This is a genomic window from Tomitella biformata AHU 1821, assembly GCF_000524475.1.
Classification (GTDB): domain Bacteria; phylum Actinomycetota; class Actinomycetes; order Mycobacteriales; family Mycobacteriaceae; genus Tomitella; species Tomitella biformata.
Genome location: NZ_BAVQ01000006.1, coordinates 137783 through 153967, shown reverse-complemented (window position 1 = coordinate 153967; position 16185 = coordinate 137783). Strand labels below are relative to the sequence as shown.

Sequence of the window (16185 nt, the reverse complement as noted above, 5' to 3'; positions counted from 1 at the left end):
GGTGCGGCGCCAGCCGGCTGGGGGTCAGCTCACTCGAGGCGGAATCCGATCTTCATAGTCACTTGCACATAGGCCACCGCGTCATTATCCACATAGCCGCGGGTCTCGGTGACCTCGAACCAGTTGATGTTGCGGATTGTCGCGGACGCGCGGGAGATGGCATTGCGGATGGCCGCGTCGACTCCCTCGGACGATGACCCCACCACCTCGGTCACCCGATACACATGATCACGATCATCCATGGCGAACTCCTTCCCAAGCGGACAGGTTGGAGCCCATGCTACGACTGCGCGCGTGGTCCCGCGGGGGAATCACTGGTGGTCGTGCGCGCAGCAACCGTCGTTCCGCTCTGCCCGCGCCAGCCTTAGGTGGCTGCGCAGCGTGCGCCGCGAGTACCAGGCCGCGCCCGCCGCCAACGGGAGGTTCAGACCGAAGGCCAGGCCCAGCGACATCGCCATGCCCGCGCCGGCCCCCGCGGTCATCGCGTCGAACCAGGCATCCATCATCAGCATCACCGCGACGGCCAACGCGGTAAGCCCCGCACGCACATCGCCCTTGTGCGCGAACCATGCGGTCGCCGCCGCCACCACGGCCAACGCGATGTCGAAGCCAACCCACGCGATGGACCAATTCGTCGCGATGGCCGTCGCGGGCAGCGTCATCGCCAGGTACACGCACCAGGGCACCATCCACGCGAAAAGCCCGCCGCCGATGATGGCGACGAGCCCCTTCAGACCCACCCTCTTGGCGACACGCAGCGCGCCAGCGCCGACCCGCGCCGTCTCCGTAGAGCGGGTGTCCCCGATAATGGACACGACCGCAGAACGAGGATTCATTCCCCCATCGTCCATGCAAATGCAACTCCACGCACCCATCGCACGCAAAGTGTGAGAAGTACGTACACCTATTGACTTCTGCATCTGGCAGTCTGGAACCGGCCGTCCTGGCCTCCTGGCGAAGGGTACGAACATGAGCAACGTCGAGTCCGATCCCCTCGAGATCCGCTGCGCCGAGCTTCGAGCGGGCCCGGACGCGCTGGCGGCCGTCGAGGTCATCACGTCCCGCGAGGTGCCCCTGGGCGGTCCGCGCGCGATGCTGGTCCGCCGCACCCTCCCCCAACGCCAGCGCTCACTGATCGGCGCCTGGTGCTTCGCCGACCACTACGGCCCCGACGACGTCGCCGACTCCGGCGGCATGGACGTCGCACCGCACCCGCACACCGGCCTACAAACCGTGAGCTGGCTGTTCACCGGTGAGATCGAGCACCGCGACAGCCTCGGCAAGCACGCCCTCGTGCGGCCCGGCGAGCTGAACCTGATGACCGGCGGGCACGGGATCTGCCACTCCGAGGTGTCGACGCCGGAGACCACAGTCCTGCACGGCGTGCAGCTGTGGGTGGCGCTGCCCCACGCGCACCGCGACGCCGACCGCGACTTCGTCCACTACGCACCAGAGCCCGTCCGGCTGGACGGCGCGCTCCTACGGGTCTTCCTCGGCGACCTCGCAGGCAGCACCTCCCCCGTCGCCACATTCACACCCCTGCTGGGCGCGGAGATCACCCTCGAGCCCGGTGCGTCGCTCGAGCTCGAGGTCGACGCCGCGATGGAGCACGGGCTGCTGATCGACGCCGGGCCCGTCCGGCTGTGCGGCACGGAGCTGGCGCGCGGCGAGCTCGGCTTCCTGTGCCCTGGGCGGACGGTGCTGACCGTCCACAACCCAGGCCCCGAGCCGGCCCGGATGATCCTGCTGGGCGGCGAGCCCTTCCGCGAGGAGATCGTGATGTGGTGGAACTTCGTCGGCCGCAGCCACGAGGAGATCGTGGCCGCCCGGGCCGAGTGGCAGGAGCGCACCAGCCGGTTCGGCCACGTCGAGGGCTACTCCCCGCCGCGCGACGGCGCTCCCGAGTGGCTGCCCGCGCCGCCACTGCCCAACGCGCGGATGACGCCGCGGCGCAATCCGGGCTAAGCACGGCCCTACGCGTTCGCCCCCGCTATGCGAGTCCGTCCTCGTTCGAAGCGAGGGGAACAGGCATAGCGGGGACGAACAGTCCATGCGCGGCCGGAGCTACTTGGGCATCAGCACGCCGTCGATGAGGTAGACGGTCGCATTAGCGGTCTGGACGCCGCCGCAGACCACGGATGCGCCGTCAACCTTGATGTTATCGCCGCTGCCGGTGACGGTGACGGTGCCACCCTCGACGGTGGTCTGCGTGCCGTCGATGTCGGCGGGGCTGATCTGGCCGGGCACCACGTGGTAGGTCAGGATCTTGGTCAGCAGCGCCGAGTCGGTCTTCAGGGTGTCGATCGTCGCCGGGTCGATCTTGGCGAAGGCCGAGTCGATGGGCGCGAATACGGTGAACTGACCGCCGTTGAGGGTGTCTACGAGGTTCACGTCCGGGTTGAGCTGGCCGGAGACGGCCGCGGTCAGCGTGGTGAGCATCGGGTTGTTCGACGCGGCAACGGCCACCGGGTCCTGCGCCATGCCGCTAACCGAGCCAGCGCCGGTCGGGTTGGCCGCGGCGTACTCGGCGCAGCCCGCGCCCACCAACTGCGTGTCGGCGGTCATCGGAGCGCTGGAGGAGGCTGAGGCCGCCGCGCTGGCAGAGGAGGAGGTGGCGGTGGTCGAGGTGGTGCTGCCGCCGTCGGAGGAGCATGCGGAAAGCCCTACGAGCGCCATCGCGGCGAATCCGGCGACGGCAATGGTCCTGCTTCGATTGCTGAACATAATGGTGGGTCCCTTCGATCGAGTCCGGGTGCGGGGCGCACCGGCCTGTGTCGTTCCAACATCAGGCATTCGGAACCGCCGACGGCCCGGATGGGTCGGGGTTAAAATTGGCAGCCCGACGCACCAGCCATCCGCGGCGCGACCGGCGACGAATACCCCACATGACTGACACCGCAGAGCTCCAGCCGCCCCGGGCCCGCCGCAGACTCCCCGCCCGGGCGCTGTCCGGGCTCCTCGCCGCGGCCGTCGTGCTGGGGGTCGGCGAACTGGTCGCCATCCTCATCGACCCCGCCAGCTCGCCGTTCTTTGCCGTCGGTTCCACCACCGTGGACCGAACGCCGGCCTGGGCGCGGGAGTTCGCCATCCACACCTTCGGCACCAACGACAAGCCCGCCCTGTTCATCGGGATGACGATCCTGATCGTGCTGCTGTCGATGGGAGCTGGGCTGCTCGAGCGGCCCCGTCGCCCGATCGGCAGCGCCATGCTGGTGCTGTTCGGCCTGGTCGGGGTGTACGCGGCGCTGAGCCGGCCCACCGCCGACGCGCTATTCGCGGTCCCCACCGTCGCCGGGGTGATCGCGGGCGTCGCCACGCTGCGACTGCTGGTCGGCGCGCTGCCGCCCGCGGGGATCCCCCCAGCCGGATTCCCACCCGCCACGCCCGACGGCGCCCTGCCCCGTCGGCAGTTCATGGCCCTCGCGGTCACGGCGACCGCGATCGCCGGCGCGACGTGGGCCGCGGGACGATATCTGGGCGGGCAGCTCCGCTCGGTCACGGCCGACCGGTTGAACTTCCGCATCCCGTTCGTCAAGGCGGCGGACGCCGCCGCGCCGATTCCCGCCGGGACCGACGTCGGGGTGACCGGCGCCACCACCTTCGTCACGCCCAACGACACCTTCTATCGCATCGACACCGCGCTGCAGGTGCCGCGGCTGACCACCGGCGAGTGGCAGTTGCGGATCCACGGGATGGTGGACCGGGAGCTGACGTTGAGCTGGGACGACCTGGCCCGGCGCACTCCGATCGAGAGGGTAGTCACTCTCACCTGCGTGTCCAACGAGGTCGGCGGCCCGCTCGCCGGGAACGCCACGTGGGTCGGCTACCCGATGCGCGAGCTCCTCGCCGAGGCCGGCGTCCATCCGGACGCGGACATGCTGCTCTCCACCAGCGTCGACGGCTTCACCTGCGGCACCCCGGTCGAGGTCCTCATGGATGGCCGCGACGCAATGCTCGCCGTGGCGATGAACGGGCAGCCGCTGCCGCTAGAGCACGGCTATCCCGTGCGGCAGGTGGTACCGGGGCTGTACGGCTTCGTCTCCGCCACGAAGTGGGTGGTCGATTGGGAGCTGACCCGCTTCGACCGCGCCCAGGCGTACTGGACCACGCGAGGCTGGGGCGAGAAGGCGCCGATCAAGACCGCGTCGCGCATCGACGTGCCCACCGCGTTCGCGCCCGTCGTGCCCGGCCGGCTGCTGGTCGCGGGCACGGCCTGGGCACAGCACCGCGGCATCGAGAAGGTCGAGGTGCGCGTGGACAACGGCAGCTGGCAGCTGGCCACCCTCGCCGCCGAATATTCCATCGACACGTGGCGGCAGTGGTGGTGGGACTGGGAGGCGACCGATGGCAGCCACGTACTCGAGGTGCGCGCCACTGACCTCGACGGCAACACCCAGGTAGAGGAGCGCACGCCGCCCATCCCCGGCGGCGCTACGGGCTGGCACCGGCAGACCGTGCTCGTCCGCTAACTCGCGCGGACACCCTCCTCGACGCGCCTACCGAGGTCCGCGTCGACGTTGGACCAGTACTCGAAGGCCCGCTTCAAGACCGGCTCGCTGACGCCGTCGAGCAGGTGCCCGACGATGTTGGAGACCAGCCGCTCGCGGGCCGCGTCGTCCATGACGGTGCGCACGAGGTCGCCGGCCTGGCCCCAGTCGCTGTCCTCGGGGTGCTCGATGTAGTCGAAGCAGCCGAACTCCACAGAGTCACCAGCCGCGGTCCACGCTGCCACTGGCCCCGCCTTCGCCGGATCTGCGTGCGGCCCGCCATAGGTATTGGGCGCGTACACGGCCTTCTCTGGCGACTTCCAGCTGTAGCGCATCGCCCCGTCCTGCGCGTAGGTGTCGACCTGGTTCTTCGGCTGGTTCACCGGCAAGTCCATGTAGTTGGGGCCGATGCGGTAGCGGTGCGCGTCGGGGTAGGAGAAGACGCGGCCCAGCAGCATCTTGTCGGGTGAGAAGCCGATGCCGGGCACCACGTTCGACGGCTCGAACGAGGCCTGCTCGATCTGCGCGAAGAAGTTCTCCGGGTTCCGGTTCAACGTCACCCTCCCCACCTCGACCAGCGGATAGTCCGTGTGCGACCACACCTTCGTCAGGTCGAACGGGTTGACGCGGTCCAGAAGTCCCACTGCATGTTGTGGTCCCGCAGTCCTGAGTCCGGCAACCGCTTCTGGGAGCGGATGAAGTCCGAGAACTTCATGGCGTCGCGGATAAAGAAGACGGGGGTGTTGTTGCCGACGAGGTCGTAGTTGCCCTGCTCGGTGTAGTACTTCATCGCGAAGCCGCGGGGGTCGCGCCAGGTGTCGGGGCTGCCCTGCTCGCCGGCGACGGTGGAGAAGCGGAACAGGCACTCCGTGCGTGTGCCCGGCTGGAATAGGCCCGCCATCGTGCACTCGCTGACGTCGCCGGTGACGACAAGCTCACCGAACGCGCCCGAGCCCTTCGCGTGCACCACGCGCTCCGGCACCCGCTCCCGGTTGAACTGGGCCATCTTCTCGATCAGGTAGTGGTCGTGCAGCAACACCGGCCCCCCAGGCCCCGCCTGGAGCGAGTGCGAATCGCTCGCCACAGGGTTGCCCGCGTTGGTGGTGGTGTGCGGTTCCTTGGCCTCAGTCATGTCGGTTTCTCCGTTTCCTGGGCGGCCCCTTCATCCCAGGGTCCGCCGCCTGGGCAGCCCGGTCAACCCTTCAATCAGCTCGATGCGAGCCCACAGAAATATGTCGATACTGTGGGAGCTGCCCCTGCGGGGCCGACCGTCGCCAACCGAGCCCAGCGGAGGAACTCCACCGATGAACACGCAGACTGCCAACAAGTGGGGGCTGTTCGCCGGGTTGCTGATGATCGTGATCGGCGCCTTCCACACGGTGGAGGGCCTGGTCGCGCTGCTGGCCCCCGCCCGACTGTTCGTCCAGGCGTCTGGCCTGCTGCTGCTCGACATCGAGCGCTGGGGCGTGGCGTTGCTCATCTGGGGCATCCTGATGATAATCGGCGGCGGCGTCTACCTCGTCGGCGCGCGCTGGGCCCGGCCGATCGCCTATGCCCTCGCTGTCCTGACCGGTTTCGGGCAGCTCGTGTGGCTCAGCCAGGTGCTGTGGCTGAGCGTGCTGATGATCCTCGCCAGCCTCGTGCTGATCGGCGCGCTGGTCCTGGCCGGGCGCGGCAGCACCCAGCCCACTGCCGGCTAGTCGGACTTGGCGAACGGGTTAGCCGTCTTGCCGACCAACTCCGCGATGGACCCGATCACGCGCGTCGGCTGATACGGGAACGCGTCCATGGACTCGCGGGTGGAGATGCCGCTGAGCACCAGGATCGTCTTGAGCCCCGCCTCGAGGCCCGCGACCACGTCGGTGTCCATGCGGTCGCCGATCATCAGGGTGTTCTCCGAGTGCGTGCCCAGCGCCCGCAGCGCCGAGCGCATCATCAGGGTGTTCGGCTTGCCCACGTAGTACGGCTCACTGCCCGTCGCCTTGCTGATCAACGCCGCCACCGCGCCCGTCGCCGGCAGCGAGCCATCCCGTGAGGGGCCCGTCGGGTCCGGGTTGGTGGCGATGAAGCGGGAGCCGCGCTCGACGAGGCGGATGGCGGTGGTGATCGCCTCGAAGGAGTAGGTTCGGGTCTCGCCGAGCACCACGTAGTCCGGTTCGCGGTCCGTGAGGACATAGCCGATGTCGTGCAGCGCGGTCGTCAGGCCGGACTCGCCGACGACGTAGGCGGTGCCCTGCGGGCGCTGGTCGTTCAGGAACGCCGCCGTCGCCAACGCCGAGGTCCAGATGGACTCCTCCGGCACGTCGAGCCCGCTCCGCAGCAGCCGCGCGCGCAGGTCCCGCGGGGTGCGGATCGAGTTGTTGGTGAGCACCAGGAACGGGATCTGTGCGGCGGTGAGCTCTGCGAGGAGCTTGTCCGCGCCGGGGATCAGGTGATCCTCCTGCACCAGCACGCCGTCCATGTCCATCAGAAACGCCCAGCCGCCGGGCCCCGCCTGTGCAGTCATGGGTCCTATCGTCCCCTGCCCGGCCCGCGGCCGCTACCTTGGCCCTCGTGCGGATCACCATCATCGCGACCGGCCGGGCGGACCTGGTGGCCGCGGGGGCTTCCCGCGCGGAGATCAGCGCGGCGCTGGCGGATACAGCGATGCCGGGCGGCACGCGCTGAGATAGGCGCCGTAGTCCCAGCTCTCGAGGAATTTCTGGGCGGCCCCGGTCCCGCCCGAGTAGAGCGTCTGCACATCAGCCGGGGTCAGGCCGAAGTCGATGGGGCTCACGCCCTGCGCGGGCACGAAGATGGTGCGCCGGACCGTGCACGGGTCGTTGACGTACGCGGAGTCCTGGTCGCTGATCAGAGTGCCGAGCGCGGCGATGCCCAGCGAGAGCGGTCCGCGCACCGCCCGCGTCGGCGGTGTGAGCCCGGGCGGCGCGGACAGCCGGATCCCGAATGTCGGCCAACGCGGGGAGACGGCGTCCGGGCGGTCGAACAGCTCGATCGGGAAGTCGGAGAGCAGCCCGCCGTCCACCCACGTCGAGCCCTTGACCCGCACCGGCTCGAACAGGAACGGGATGGCGGCCGACGCGCGCACGGCCTTGGCCACCGAGAACTCATCGGGGTCGACGCCATAGCTGGGCAGGTCCCACGGCAGCCTGGCGAGACGGCGGCGGGACAAGTCGCTGGCGGTGACGACGAGCGCATAGGCGTACTTCTCGGCTAGTGCTTCGCCGGGCGCCGCCTCGATCCGCAGGTCGCCGAAGGTTCGCACGCCGAGGTCTTTGAGGACCCCCGCGACGTAGTCCTCGAGATAGCCGCCCTTGTAGATGCCGTCGGAGGTCGCCAGCGCGAGGAGCGGGCCGAGCAATGGAACCGAGCCGAGCAGGGTGTGGTCGGTGAACTTGCGGTAGTCGATGGCCTTGACCATGTCCTCGAGCCTGGTCAGCGGCTCACCGGCCCGCTGCAGCGCGGCCACGAACGCGGCGACGATGGCCCCGGCGCTCGAGCCCGCGACCCGGGGAAAGTGGTAGCCGGCCTTGGCAAGCACGTCGACCGCACCAACGAGCCCGATACCGCGGACTCCGCCGCCCTCGCACACCAGATCCGCCCTGAGCTCGGCCATGCCTCAAGGGTACGTGCGGAAGACCCCCGCCAACATGAAGAAGTTCCGGCGAATCGCGAGTGGCGGCCGGAACTTCTTCATGTTGGAGTGCTGCGGGGAGCTACTTGACCAGCAGCTCCGCGATCTGGATGGTGTTCAGCGCGGCGCCCTTGCGCAGGTTGTCGCCGGAGACGAACAGCGCCAGGCCACGGCCCTCGGGCGCGCCCGGATCCTGGCGAATACGGCCCACGAGGGAGTTGTCCTGGCCAGCCGCCTTGAGCGGTGTGGGCACGTCGACGAGCTCGACGCCCGGCGCGGCGCCGAGGATCTTCTGCGCCTCCTCGACGCTGATCGGCCGCGAGAACTCCGCGTTGATCGACAGCGAGTGGCCGGTGAACACGGGCACGCGCACGCAGGTGCCGGAGACCAGCAGGTCCGGGAGCTCGAGGATGCGCTGGCTCTCGTTGCGCAGCTTCTGGTCCTCGTCGGTCTCGCCGGAGCCATCTTCCACGAGGTCCCCGGCCAGCGCGATGACGTCGAACGCGATGGGCGCGACGTACACGTTGGGCTCGGGGAACGGGGCGTCGGAGCCGTCGTGCACCAGGTTCGCGGCGTGATCGAGCACGGCGCGGGTCTGCGACTCGAGCTCCTGCACGCCGGCCAAACCGCTGCCGGAGACCGCCTGGTAGGAGGAGATGATGAGGCGGGTCAGGCCAGCCGCGTCATGCAGCGGCTTGAGCACGGGCATCGCGGCCATCGTGGTGCAGTTGGGGTTCGCGATGATGCCCTTGGCCAGGTTCTTCGTGGCCTCGGGGTTCACCTCGCTGACCACCAGCGGCACGTCGAGGTCCTTGCGCCAGGCGGACGAGTTGTCGACGACGGTCGCGCCGGCCGCGGCGAAGCGCTCGGCGTGGGCCCGCGAGGTCGCCCCGCCGGCCGAGAACAGGGCGATGTCGATGCCCTTGAGGTCCTCATCCGACACAGCGGCGACGTCCTCGACCACGATGTCCGCACCGCGGAAGGTGAGCTTCTTTCCGGCCGAGCGGGCGGATGCGAAGAAGCGGACGGTGTCGGCCGGGAACTCGCGCTCCTCGAGCAGCTTGCGCATGACGACGCCGACCTGCCCGGTGGCGCCTACTACGGCAATGGTGGTCATGGGGTTAGCGCCCCGTTCCCGCGTGCACGACGGCGACGGTCTCGCCGCCGAGGTCGAACGCGTTGTGGATGGCTCGGACCGCGTCATCCAGCTCGGTGTCCTTAACCAGGACCGAGATGCGGATCTCCGAGGTGGAGATGAGGTCGATGTTGACGCCAGCCTCCGCGAGGGCCTCGCAGAACGTGGCCGTGACGCCGGGGTGGCTCTTCATGCCCGCGCCGATCAGCGAGACCTTGCCGATGTGGTCGTCGAAGAGGATCTGGCCGAAGCCGATCTCGGCCTGCGCCTTCGTCAGCAGCGCCACCGCGCGCGGGCCGTCGGTCGTCGGCAGCGTGAAGGTGATGTCGGTTTTGCCGGTCTCCACCTTCGAGACGTTCTGCAGGACCATGTCGATGTTGACATCGGCGTCCGCGACCACCCGGAACACCTTGGCGGCGTAGCCGGGGGTGTCGGGCAGGCCGACGACGGTGATCTTCGACTCGTCGCGATCGTGTGCGACGCCGGTCAGGATGGCTTCTTCCACGGGAATATCCTCCATCGATCCGGACACCATGGTGCCCGGCTGGTCGGTATATGACGAGCGGACGTGCACGGGCACGTTGTAATTGCGGGCGTACTCGACGCAGCGCAGCATCAGAACCTTCGCGCCGCAGGCGGCCATCTCGAGCATCTCCTCGAAGGAGATCTTGTCGAGCTTGCGCGCGTTCGGCACGATGCGCGGGTCCGCGGTGTAGATGCCGTCGACGTCCGAGTAAATCTCGCAGACGTCGGCCCCGAGCGCCGCGGCGATGGCGACGGCGGTCGTGTCCGAGCCGCCGCGGCCGAGCGTCGTGACGTCCTTGGTGTCCTGGCTGACGCCCTGGAAGCCGGCGACCATCGCGATCGAGCCCTCGTCGAGCGCCGCGCGAACGCGGTCGGGGTGCACCTCGATGATCTTCGCCTTGCCGTGGGTCCCGGTGGTGACGACCCCGGCCTGCGAGCCCGTGAACGAGCGGGCCTCCGCGCCCATCGAGCTAATGGCCATGGCGACCAGCGCGTTCGAGATGCGCTCGCCCGCCGTCAGCAACATGTCCATCTCGCGGGCGGGCGGGACGGGGTTCACGGCGGTGGCGAGGTCGACCAGCTCATCGGTGGTGTCACCCATGGCGGAGACCACGACTACGACGTCGTTGCCCTTCTTCTTTGTCTCGACGATCCGCTCTGCGACGCGGCGGATTCGCTCGGCGGACTCCACCGAGGATCCGCCGTACTTCTGCACGACGAGTGCCACGCTTGCGTACCTCCAGATCAATACACGTAATGCTTAGTTGTCAGTCATTTTTATCAACGCCCCACGGTACCCGGCCTGCGACCCTGTTTGCGCGGACGGGTCCGACAGGCATCATCAGTGCATGGACCTGCCACCCGCCCACCCGCACTCTGCCCGCTCCCAAGGAGTCGAGGTGCACCCGGTGATCGCGGGGCGATGGAGCGCCCGCAGCCTGGACCCGGCCGCCGAGGTCACCCGCGCGGAGCTGCTCGCCGTGATCGAGGCCGCCCGCGTGGCCGCGTCGTGGGGCGGCACGTTCCCGGTCCGATTCTTGGCGGGTCTGCGCGGCGACACCACCCACGCCGCGCTGGCCGCGCTCCTGACCCGAGGGAACCTGCGCTGGGCGCCGGCCGCGGGCGCACTGGTGCTGTGCGCGGTGGCAACGTCCAACGCGAAAGGCGACCTGCCCTATGCGATGTTCGACGCCGGCCTCGCCACCGCACAGCTCTCCTTGCAGGCCGTCGCGCAGGGGCTGATCGCGCATCCGATGTCCGGCTTCGACCGGGCTGGGGCGCGTCAGGCATTCGACATCCCCGACAGCGTCGAGCCGGTGGTGCTCATCGCGCTGGGGCACCTAGCCGCCGAGCGCACGAACGAGCGTGACCTGGAGCCACGCCGTCGGCCCGCCCTGCGCGAGGTTCTCTTCGGTGAGGCCTGGGGCCAGGAGTTCTAAGCCTCGCGGCGGACGGAGAAAACCAAGCCACGCAGCGCCAGGAACCGCCCCGCGCCGACCACACCACTGACCGCGATCACCATCACCGCCTGCCACAAGGGCGACAGCCCCGGGATCCAGACGCCGACCCCAGCCAGCGCCGCCGAGCTGATCAGCAGGCCGACCAGGGCGAGACCGCCAGCCTCCCACTGCCCGGCGAGCCAGCCGACCCGCTGGGCCGCGTTGAAAGTGAGCTGACGGTGCAGCTCGTTGGCGAGCACCGTGCTGACCCCGACGCCGACGGCATTCGCGAGCATCGTGCTCTCCGAGCGCAGCAGCAGGAACAGCGCCGCGTAGACGATATTGCTGACACCGCCGACCAGGACGAACCTGATGAACTGCGCCGATGAGTTGTCCCCGCGCAGCCGGCAGGAGATGGGTCGTCCACGAAACCACTGGTAGGTGGCTCGGGTGTCCGCGCGCATGCGGGTGGCCAAGGCGTTCACGGTGCCCGCCAGGCTAACGCAGGGACCAAAACCGTATCGATGACGCGTTCCACGAATTCGGTGCCCGCGGAAGCGTCCCGCACCCTCGGGTAATAGAAGGTGACGGCGGGCAGCACGGCGCCGATGATCTCGAGATCGCAGCCGGGCTGGACCTCGCCGCGCTGTTGCGCATGTTTGACGATCGCGCAGAACATCTCCTGGTGCGGCTCCGCGATGGCCTTCCGAACCGCATTTCGCAGGGCCGCGTTATCCACCATGGCCGGAATCAGGCCGGCGACGACGGCGTCGCGGCGTGCGTTGGCGGCAAGGAGGGTGGAGGCCATCGTTACTAAGTCGCCGCGCAACGAGCCGGTGTCCGGGACCGGGTAGCCACCGTGCAGCTGCGCGACAGCGTCGACCACCAGCTCGCTCTTGCCGGGCCAGCGCCGATAGAGCGTGGCCTTGCCCGCACCACACCGGACCGCGATGGCGTCCATGGAGAGGCGGTCGTAGCCCACCTCGGCCAGCAGATCCTGAGTGGCGAGGAGGAAGTCGAGGTCGAGCCCCACAGTGCGCGGGCGCCCCACCCGGGCCGGGATCGTCACGGTGCCCTCCGCCCTCACACTTAGGCCGACAGAAGTTCCGCCGGTCGCACGAATATAGATACGGTACAGTCTCGATTCATAGACACTGGTATTTTGTGACGTCGGACATGGCTGGAAAAATCCCCAATCGCCCCTCGCCGAGAGTCCGGACATCCTCGACCGAGCGCAGCAGCCGCACAAGGTTCTGGGGCGGCGCGATATGCAGGGTGAGCAGATCCCGTTCCCCGAGCTCCCGGCGCACCGGCCAGGCCAACTGCTCCTGCGCCAGGCTGAACTGGGCGTCCACGCCCGGCTTGTTCCCGCGCGCATCCTGCCGGTGCCAGCCGCCTTCCAGTCGCACGGCGACGAGTCCGTGGAGCATGAAATCGTCGCCCTCCCCCAGCCACTGATAGCACAGCGCCGTCGGGACCCCGCCCGCCCGCAGCAGGGCAGCGAGCAGGTGGGACTTCGCGTAGCAGAGGCCCACGCCAGCATCGAGGACCTCGCGCGCGGTCACCGTCACCCGTGGGTCGTCGGCGTCGAAGGAGTGCGCGATCTCGTCGCGGACGTGCTCGAATGCCCGACGCGCGAACTCTTCGTCATTCGAGCCCCCGCGCAACTCGATCGCGAGCGCCTGGATTCGAGGGTCCTCGACCTGCACGATGTCGCAGCCGGCGAGATAGTGCGCCAGCGGCGCGACCTGCGTCATTTCCAACCCCTCGGGCCTTCCCTTGAATGAGTGTCACAGCGTACCGCCAGCTCGCCGCAGTTTCGTCGATCCGCCGCGCTTGCAACAACAGCGAACCGGTGTAACTGAGGCGACTGTCAGAGCCTCCGGGAATGAATCCGCCGGCGGCGCGGTTGAACCGATCACTGGCGTCTGCACATGCCCCCGGGCTCACCCCTTTGTCGCTTCGAGCGACCACTCGCCGAGAGGCGCTTGTCGGACGTCAGCAGAAGGGCCGCCCACGGCAACGTGGGCGGCCCTTCGTCTAGCTGTGCGCTATGCCAATGCGGCGATCGCGCTCTTCACGCCCTCGCCGTAGGCCGGGTCGCAGGAGGTGCAGTTGGCGATGTGCCGTGCCACGACCTCATCCGACGCGCCCTGGATGGCGCGTGCGGTGTTGTCGAACAGCGCCTGCTTCTGCTCACCGTTCATGTTGTTGAACAGCGCGCGCGGCTGCGAGAAGTAGTCGTCGTCGTCCTCACGGAAGTCGAAGTGATCCGCCACCGCGCCCACGGCCTGCGCCGGGTTGCGGTACTGTGGCTGCTCCTGCCACTTGCCGTAGCTGTTCGGCTCGTAGTGCAGCGTGCCGCCCTGGTTGCCGTCCACGCGCATCGCGCCGTCGCGGTGGTAGTTGCTGACCGGACACTTCGGCGCGTTGACCGGGATCTGGTAGTTGTTCACGCCCAGGCGGTAGCGCTGCGCGTCACCGTAGGAGAACAGCCGGCCCTGCAGCATCCGGTCCGGAGAGAAGCTGATGCCGGGCACCACGTTCGCCGGGTTGAACGCGGCCTGCTCGACGTCCGCGAAGTAGTTGTCCGGGTTGCGGTTGAGCTCCCACTCGCCAACCTCGATCAGCGGGTAGTCGCCCTTGGGCCACACCTTCGTCAGGTCGAACGGGTGGTACGGGACCTTCTGCGCGTCGGCCTCCGGCATGATCTGCACGCACAGCTTCCACTTCGGGAACTCGCCCCGCTCGATCGCCTCGAACAGGTCGCGCTGGCTGCTCTCGCGGTCCGCGCCGACGATCTTCTCGGCCTCGGCGTCGGTGAGGTTCTTGATCCCCTGCTGGTTGACGTGGTGGAACTTAACCCAGTGCCGCTCGCCGGCGTCGTTGATGAAGCTGAACGTGTGCGAGCCGAAGCCGTGCATGTTGCGCAGCGACGCGGGGATGCCGCGCTCACTCATGATGATGGTGACCTGGTGCAGCGACTCCGGTAGCCGGGTCCAGAAGTCCCAGTTGTTGTTCGCGTCGCGCAGGTTGGAGCGGGGGTCGCGCTTGACGGCGTGGTTGAGGTCGGGGAACTTCAGCGGGTCGCGGAAGAAGAAGACGGGGGTGTTGTTGCCGACGAGGTCCCAGTTGCCCTCCTCGGTGTAGAACTTGACCGCGAAGCCGCGGATATCGCGCTCGGCGTCGGCCGCCCCGCGCTCGCCGGCGACGGTGGAGAAGCGGGCGAACAGCTCCGTCTTCTTGCCAACCTCCGAGAAGATCTTCGCGGAGGTGTACTTGCTGATGTCGTTGGTGACGGTGAACGTGCCGAACGCGCCGGAGCCCTTGGCGTGCATGCGACGCTCGGGGATGACCTCGCGGTCGAAGTGCGCGAGCTTCTCGAGAAACCAGACGTCCTGCAGCAGCTGCGGGCCCCGCGGGCCGGCCGTCTGCACGTTCTGGTTGTCGGGCACCGGGGTTCCGGTGGCGGTGGTCAGCTTGGCGTGGGGGTCGTGGCCTTGGGTCATCTGGAAACACCTTCCGTGGACTGCAGAAACTGCGGAACGCGGCCGATAACAAGGGTGATCGCACCGACCGCCCTCTCGATGCTCCCCCATCCTGGCCTATCTCGGATACCACCGCCCCCGGTTTGCCCATAGTTCGCGGCGGGCGAACCCGGTTCCAGACCAACGTGAAGGGCAAGGCCTCGCTGACCAGGCCACCACATCTCATGCCTCGCAGCGACCATCCTCTAGCTGGACGAACCGAGGTCGATCAAGGATCCAAAGCCGATGGACGAGCCCACGCTACCCGCGGACCCCAGGGAACCGGGGCTGCCCGAGACGCCAGGCCCCACGGTCACGTCGATGGGTTCGGCTGGTTCCGACTCGACACCGCTATCCGTGGCCACCGCGGACACCTGGTGCGCTCCCGGTGCGAGTGCGCCGATTTCGCAGGAGAACGCACCGGCTTGGTCTGTTGCGGCCACGCACTTTTCGTCGCCGTCTACGCGCACCGAGACGGACACGCCGGGTTCCGCGGTTCCGCGCACCATGATGACATCGCCTGCGGCAGGAGCCTCTGGATCAATCACAAGATCTGACGGCGCCAGCGGTGCGGATTGGATCAAATCGATCCCCATGCCGGGGTTGATGGACCCGCCCTGCTGGGTTTCCTCCCAGGGGATCCCGATGAGCCATTCAACGGCAACTGCCTCGTCGGTGGCGAGGGTGCCGCTCTCATTCAGCACGATGTACGTGTCGGGGTTGTCCGGACCGATAACCACTTGCTGGCCCTCAACGCCATCGAGATTGACACGAAGCGTTGCCGTGGCGCCCTTGCCCACCTTCCAGTCCTGGGAGAAGTAGACGAGCTTTGCCGGAATGTCGCAGTTATTGCGATTCTCGAATTCCGCCCACAGTTCTTCGTAACCTGGCACTGGCCGGATCGAATTGAATTTCGGTCCCTGATCATCCCAGTTCACCCCGGCATCGCGGGAAAACTGCAGGCACTCGGCAGGCAGACTGTCACCGACATTGGCATTCGCAACACCCGCCGTGGCCCCGCTCATCACCACGGCGGCGGCCGCGGCGACCACGCCGATGCCGATCTGACGCGCACGATGGCCACCAAAATTCCGCTTGACTGGGTTCATGCCTCGTGACGGTAGCGCAGTTCACGGCCGGTGGAGCGGCAGGGTCGGGTGGCCCGGGGTGGAGCGGGCCCTCGCCGATCTCCATACTTAGGTACCGTCCAGTTGCCGGACTCCGAAGTCTGCGGTCCACCCGCGTTGATCGAGCACCTCGACAGTGACGGCATCGAAACCTAGTTCGGCCAAAGATATCGACCGCGCCGCATCTTCTCGAATACCCCGCGAAATCACTGCCCTGCCCCTCCGAAAATCAGAATCAATCTCGGAATCAGGACCGCTCACAGCTGCTGTGATCCAGATCCACCGAGCCAAGCGGACAGAGAAAACCTTCA

Annotated in this window: 16 protein-coding genes and 1 pseudogene; 4 read left to right on the top strand and 13 right to left on the bottom strand. The window is 68.2% G+C overall.

Translation table 11 applies throughout. The features are described from left to right. Positions 1 to 29 precede the first annotated feature (29 nt). Together TBIF_RS04745 and TBIF_RS04740 are read right to left on the bottom strand one after the other, a co-directional pair. Positions 30 to 242: a dodecin gene (locus TBIF_RS04745; RefSeq protein ID WP_024793715.1), complete on the bottom strand. Its 213-nt coding sequence runs from the start codon at positions 240 to 242 to the stop codon at positions 30 to 32. Between the two features lie 69 nt (positions 243 to 311). Further along, a complete protein-coding gene (locus TBIF_RS04740; protein ID WP_148302160.1) occupies positions 312 to 836 on the bottom strand; it encodes a hypothetical protein in 525 nt (174 codons plus the stop codon). Between the two features lie 133 nt (positions 837 to 969). On the opposite strand from TBIF_RS04740, the gene TBIF_RS04735 reads away from it, so the two are divergent. Further along, a complete protein-coding gene (locus TBIF_RS04735) occupies positions 970 to 1965 on the top strand; it encodes a pirin family protein (protein ID WP_024793713.1) in 996 nt (331 codons plus the stop codon). A 99-nt stretch (positions 1966 to 2064) separates the two neighbouring features. On the opposite strand, the gene TBIF_RS04730 is transcribed toward TBIF_RS04735, so the two are convergent. Further along, positions 2065 to 2724, bottom strand: a complete 660-nt coding sequence (locus TBIF_RS04730) for a fasciclin domain-containing protein (protein ID WP_024793712.1) — start codon at positions 2722 to 2724, stop codon at positions 2065 to 2067. Positions 2725 to 2885: 161 nt separating this feature from the next. Between TBIF_RS04730 and TBIF_RS04725 the strand changes: the two genes are divergently transcribed. Next, complete coding sequence (locus TBIF_RS04725; protein ID WP_024793711.1) at positions 2886 to 4469, top strand: molybdopterin-dependent oxidoreductase; 1584 nt, start codon at positions 2886 to 2888, stop codon at positions 4467 to 4469. Here the strand turns inward: TBIF_RS04725 and TBIF_RS22855 are convergent. After that, positions 4466 to 5619: pseudogene (locus TBIF_RS22855) on the bottom strand (catalase). The gene TBIF_RS04725 and the pseudogene TBIF_RS22855 overlap by 4 nt on opposite strands. 172 nt (positions 5620 to 5791) lie before the next feature. On the opposite strand from TBIF_RS22855, the gene TBIF_RS04715 reads away from it, so the two are divergent. After that, complete coding sequence (locus TBIF_RS04715; RefSeq protein WP_024793710.1) at positions 5792 to 6187, top strand: DUF7144 family membrane protein; 396 nt, start codon at positions 5792 to 5794, stop codon at positions 6185 to 6187. Here the strand turns inward: TBIF_RS04715 and TBIF_RS04710 are convergent. The 4 genes from TBIF_RS04710 to TBIF_RS04695 form a co-directional block, all read right to left on the bottom strand. Further along, positions 6184 to 6993: an HAD-IIA family hydrolase gene (locus tag TBIF_RS04710; protein ID WP_024793709.1), complete on the bottom strand. Its 810-nt coding sequence runs from the start codon at positions 6991 to 6993 to the stop codon at positions 6184 to 6186. The two genes, TBIF_RS04715 and TBIF_RS04710, sit on opposite strands and share 4 nt — an antisense overlap. A gap of 114 nt (positions 6994 to 7107) precedes the next feature. Continuing rightward, entirely contained in the window at positions 7108 to 8103 is a 996-nt protein-coding gene (locus TBIF_RS04705; RefSeq protein ID WP_024793708.1) for a patatin-like phospholipase family protein, read from the bottom strand. Positions 8104 to 8203: 100 nt separating this feature from the next. Beyond that, entirely contained in the window at positions 8204 to 9238 is a 1035-nt protein-coding gene (locus tag TBIF_RS04700) for an aspartate-semialdehyde dehydrogenase (protein WP_024793707.1), read from the bottom strand. A gap of 4 nt (positions 9239 to 9242) precedes the next feature. Then, positions 9243 to 10508, bottom strand: a complete 1266-nt coding sequence (locus tag TBIF_RS04695; protein WP_024793706.1) for an aspartate kinase — start codon at positions 10506 to 10508, stop codon at positions 9243 to 9245. Between the two features lie 121 nt (positions 10509 to 10629). On the opposite strand from TBIF_RS04695, the gene TBIF_RS04690 reads away from it, so the two are divergent. Beyond that, a complete protein-coding gene (locus TBIF_RS04690; protein WP_038169768.1) occupies positions 10630 to 11220 on the top strand; it encodes a nitroreductase family protein in 591 nt (196 codons plus the stop codon). On the opposite strand, the gene TBIF_RS04685 is transcribed toward TBIF_RS04690, so the two are convergent. The 5 genes from TBIF_RS04685 to TBIF_RS22850 form a co-directional block, all read right to left on the bottom strand. Next, positions 11217 to 11705 (bottom strand): GtrA family protein, encoded by a 489-nt coding sequence (locus TBIF_RS04685; RefSeq protein WP_024793704.1) that lies wholly within the window; start codon positions 11703 to 11705, stop codon positions 11217 to 11219. The two genes, TBIF_RS04690 and TBIF_RS04685, sit on opposite strands and share 4 nt — an antisense overlap. Further along, positions 11702 to 12289, bottom strand: coding sequence for a TetR/AcrR family transcriptional regulator (locus TBIF_RS04680; RefSeq protein ID WP_024793703.1), 588 nt, complete (start codon positions 12287 to 12289; stop codon positions 11702 to 11704). Before TBIF_RS04680 ends, TBIF_RS04685 begins: the two co-directional genes overlap by 4 nt. A 76-nt stretch (positions 12290 to 12365) precedes the next feature. After that, the gene (locus TBIF_RS04675; RefSeq protein WP_051461352.1) at positions 12366 to 12977 is read right to left on the bottom strand and encodes a transglutaminase-like domain-containing protein; all 612 of its coding nucleotides are present in this window, start codon (positions 12975 to 12977) and stop codon (positions 12366 to 12368) included. 294 nt (positions 12978 to 13271) lie between these two features. After that, on the bottom strand, positions 13272 to 14729 hold the full coding sequence (locus TBIF_RS04670) for a catalase (RefSeq protein ID WP_024793701.1): 1458 nt from the start codon (positions 14727 to 14729) through the stop codon (positions 13272 to 13274). Between the two features lie 224 nt (positions 14730 to 14953). After that, a complete protein-coding gene (locus TBIF_RS22850; RefSeq protein ID WP_051461351.1) occupies positions 14954 to 15856 on the bottom strand; it encodes an Ig-like domain-containing protein in 903 nt (300 codons plus the stop codon). Positions 15857 to 16185 lie beyond the last annotated feature (329 nt).

Coding starts and splice junctions, on each gene's coding strand:
- TBIF_RS04725 (WP_024793711.1), top strand. CDS start 2,886: ATGACTGACACCGCAGAGCTCCAGCCGCCCCGGGCCCGCCGCAGACTC.
- TBIF_RS04705 (WP_024793708.1), bottom strand. CDS start 8,103: ATGGCCGAGCTCAGGGCGGATCTGGTGTGCGAGGGCGGCGGAGTCCGC.
- TBIF_RS04690 (WP_038169768.1), top strand. CDS start 10,630: ATGGACCTGCCACCCGCCCACCCGCACTCTGCCCGCTCCCAAGGAGTC.
- TBIF_RS22850 (WP_051461351.1), bottom strand. CDS start 15,856: ATGAACCCAGTCAAGCGGAATTTTGGTGGCCATCGTGCGCGTCAGATC.
- TBIF_RS04700 (WP_024793707.1), bottom strand. CDS start 9,238: ATGACCACCATTGCCGTAGTAGGCGCCACCGGGCAGGTCGGCGTCGTC.
- TBIF_RS04675 (WP_051461352.1), bottom strand. CDS start 12,977: ATGACGCAGGTCGCGCCGCTGGCGCACTATCTCGCCGGCTGCGACATC.
- TBIF_RS04710 (WP_024793709.1), bottom strand. CDS start 6,993: ATGACTGCACAGGCGGGGCCCGGCGGCTGGGCGTTTCTGATGGACATG.
- TBIF_RS04715 (WP_024793710.1), top strand. CDS start 5,792: ATGAACACGCAGACTGCCAACAAGTGGGGGCTGTTCGCCGGGTTGCTG.
- TBIF_RS04670 (WP_024793701.1), bottom strand. CDS start 14,729: ATGACCCAAGGCCACGACCCCCACGCCAAGCTGACCACCGCCACCGGA.
- TBIF_RS04730 (WP_024793712.1), bottom strand. CDS start 2,724: ATGTTCAGCAATCGAAGCAGGACCATTGCCGTCGCCGGATTCGCCGCG.
- TBIF_RS04740 (WP_148302160.1), bottom strand. CDS start 836: ATGAATCCTCGTTCTGCGGTCGTGTCCATTATCGGGGACACCCGCTCT.
- TBIF_RS04735 (WP_024793713.1), top strand. CDS start 970: ATGAGCAACGTCGAGTCCGATCCCCTCGAGATCCGCTGCGCCGAGCTT.
- TBIF_RS04745 (WP_024793715.1), bottom strand. CDS start 242: ATGGATGATCGTGATCATGTGTATCGGGTGACCGAGGTGGTGGGGTCA.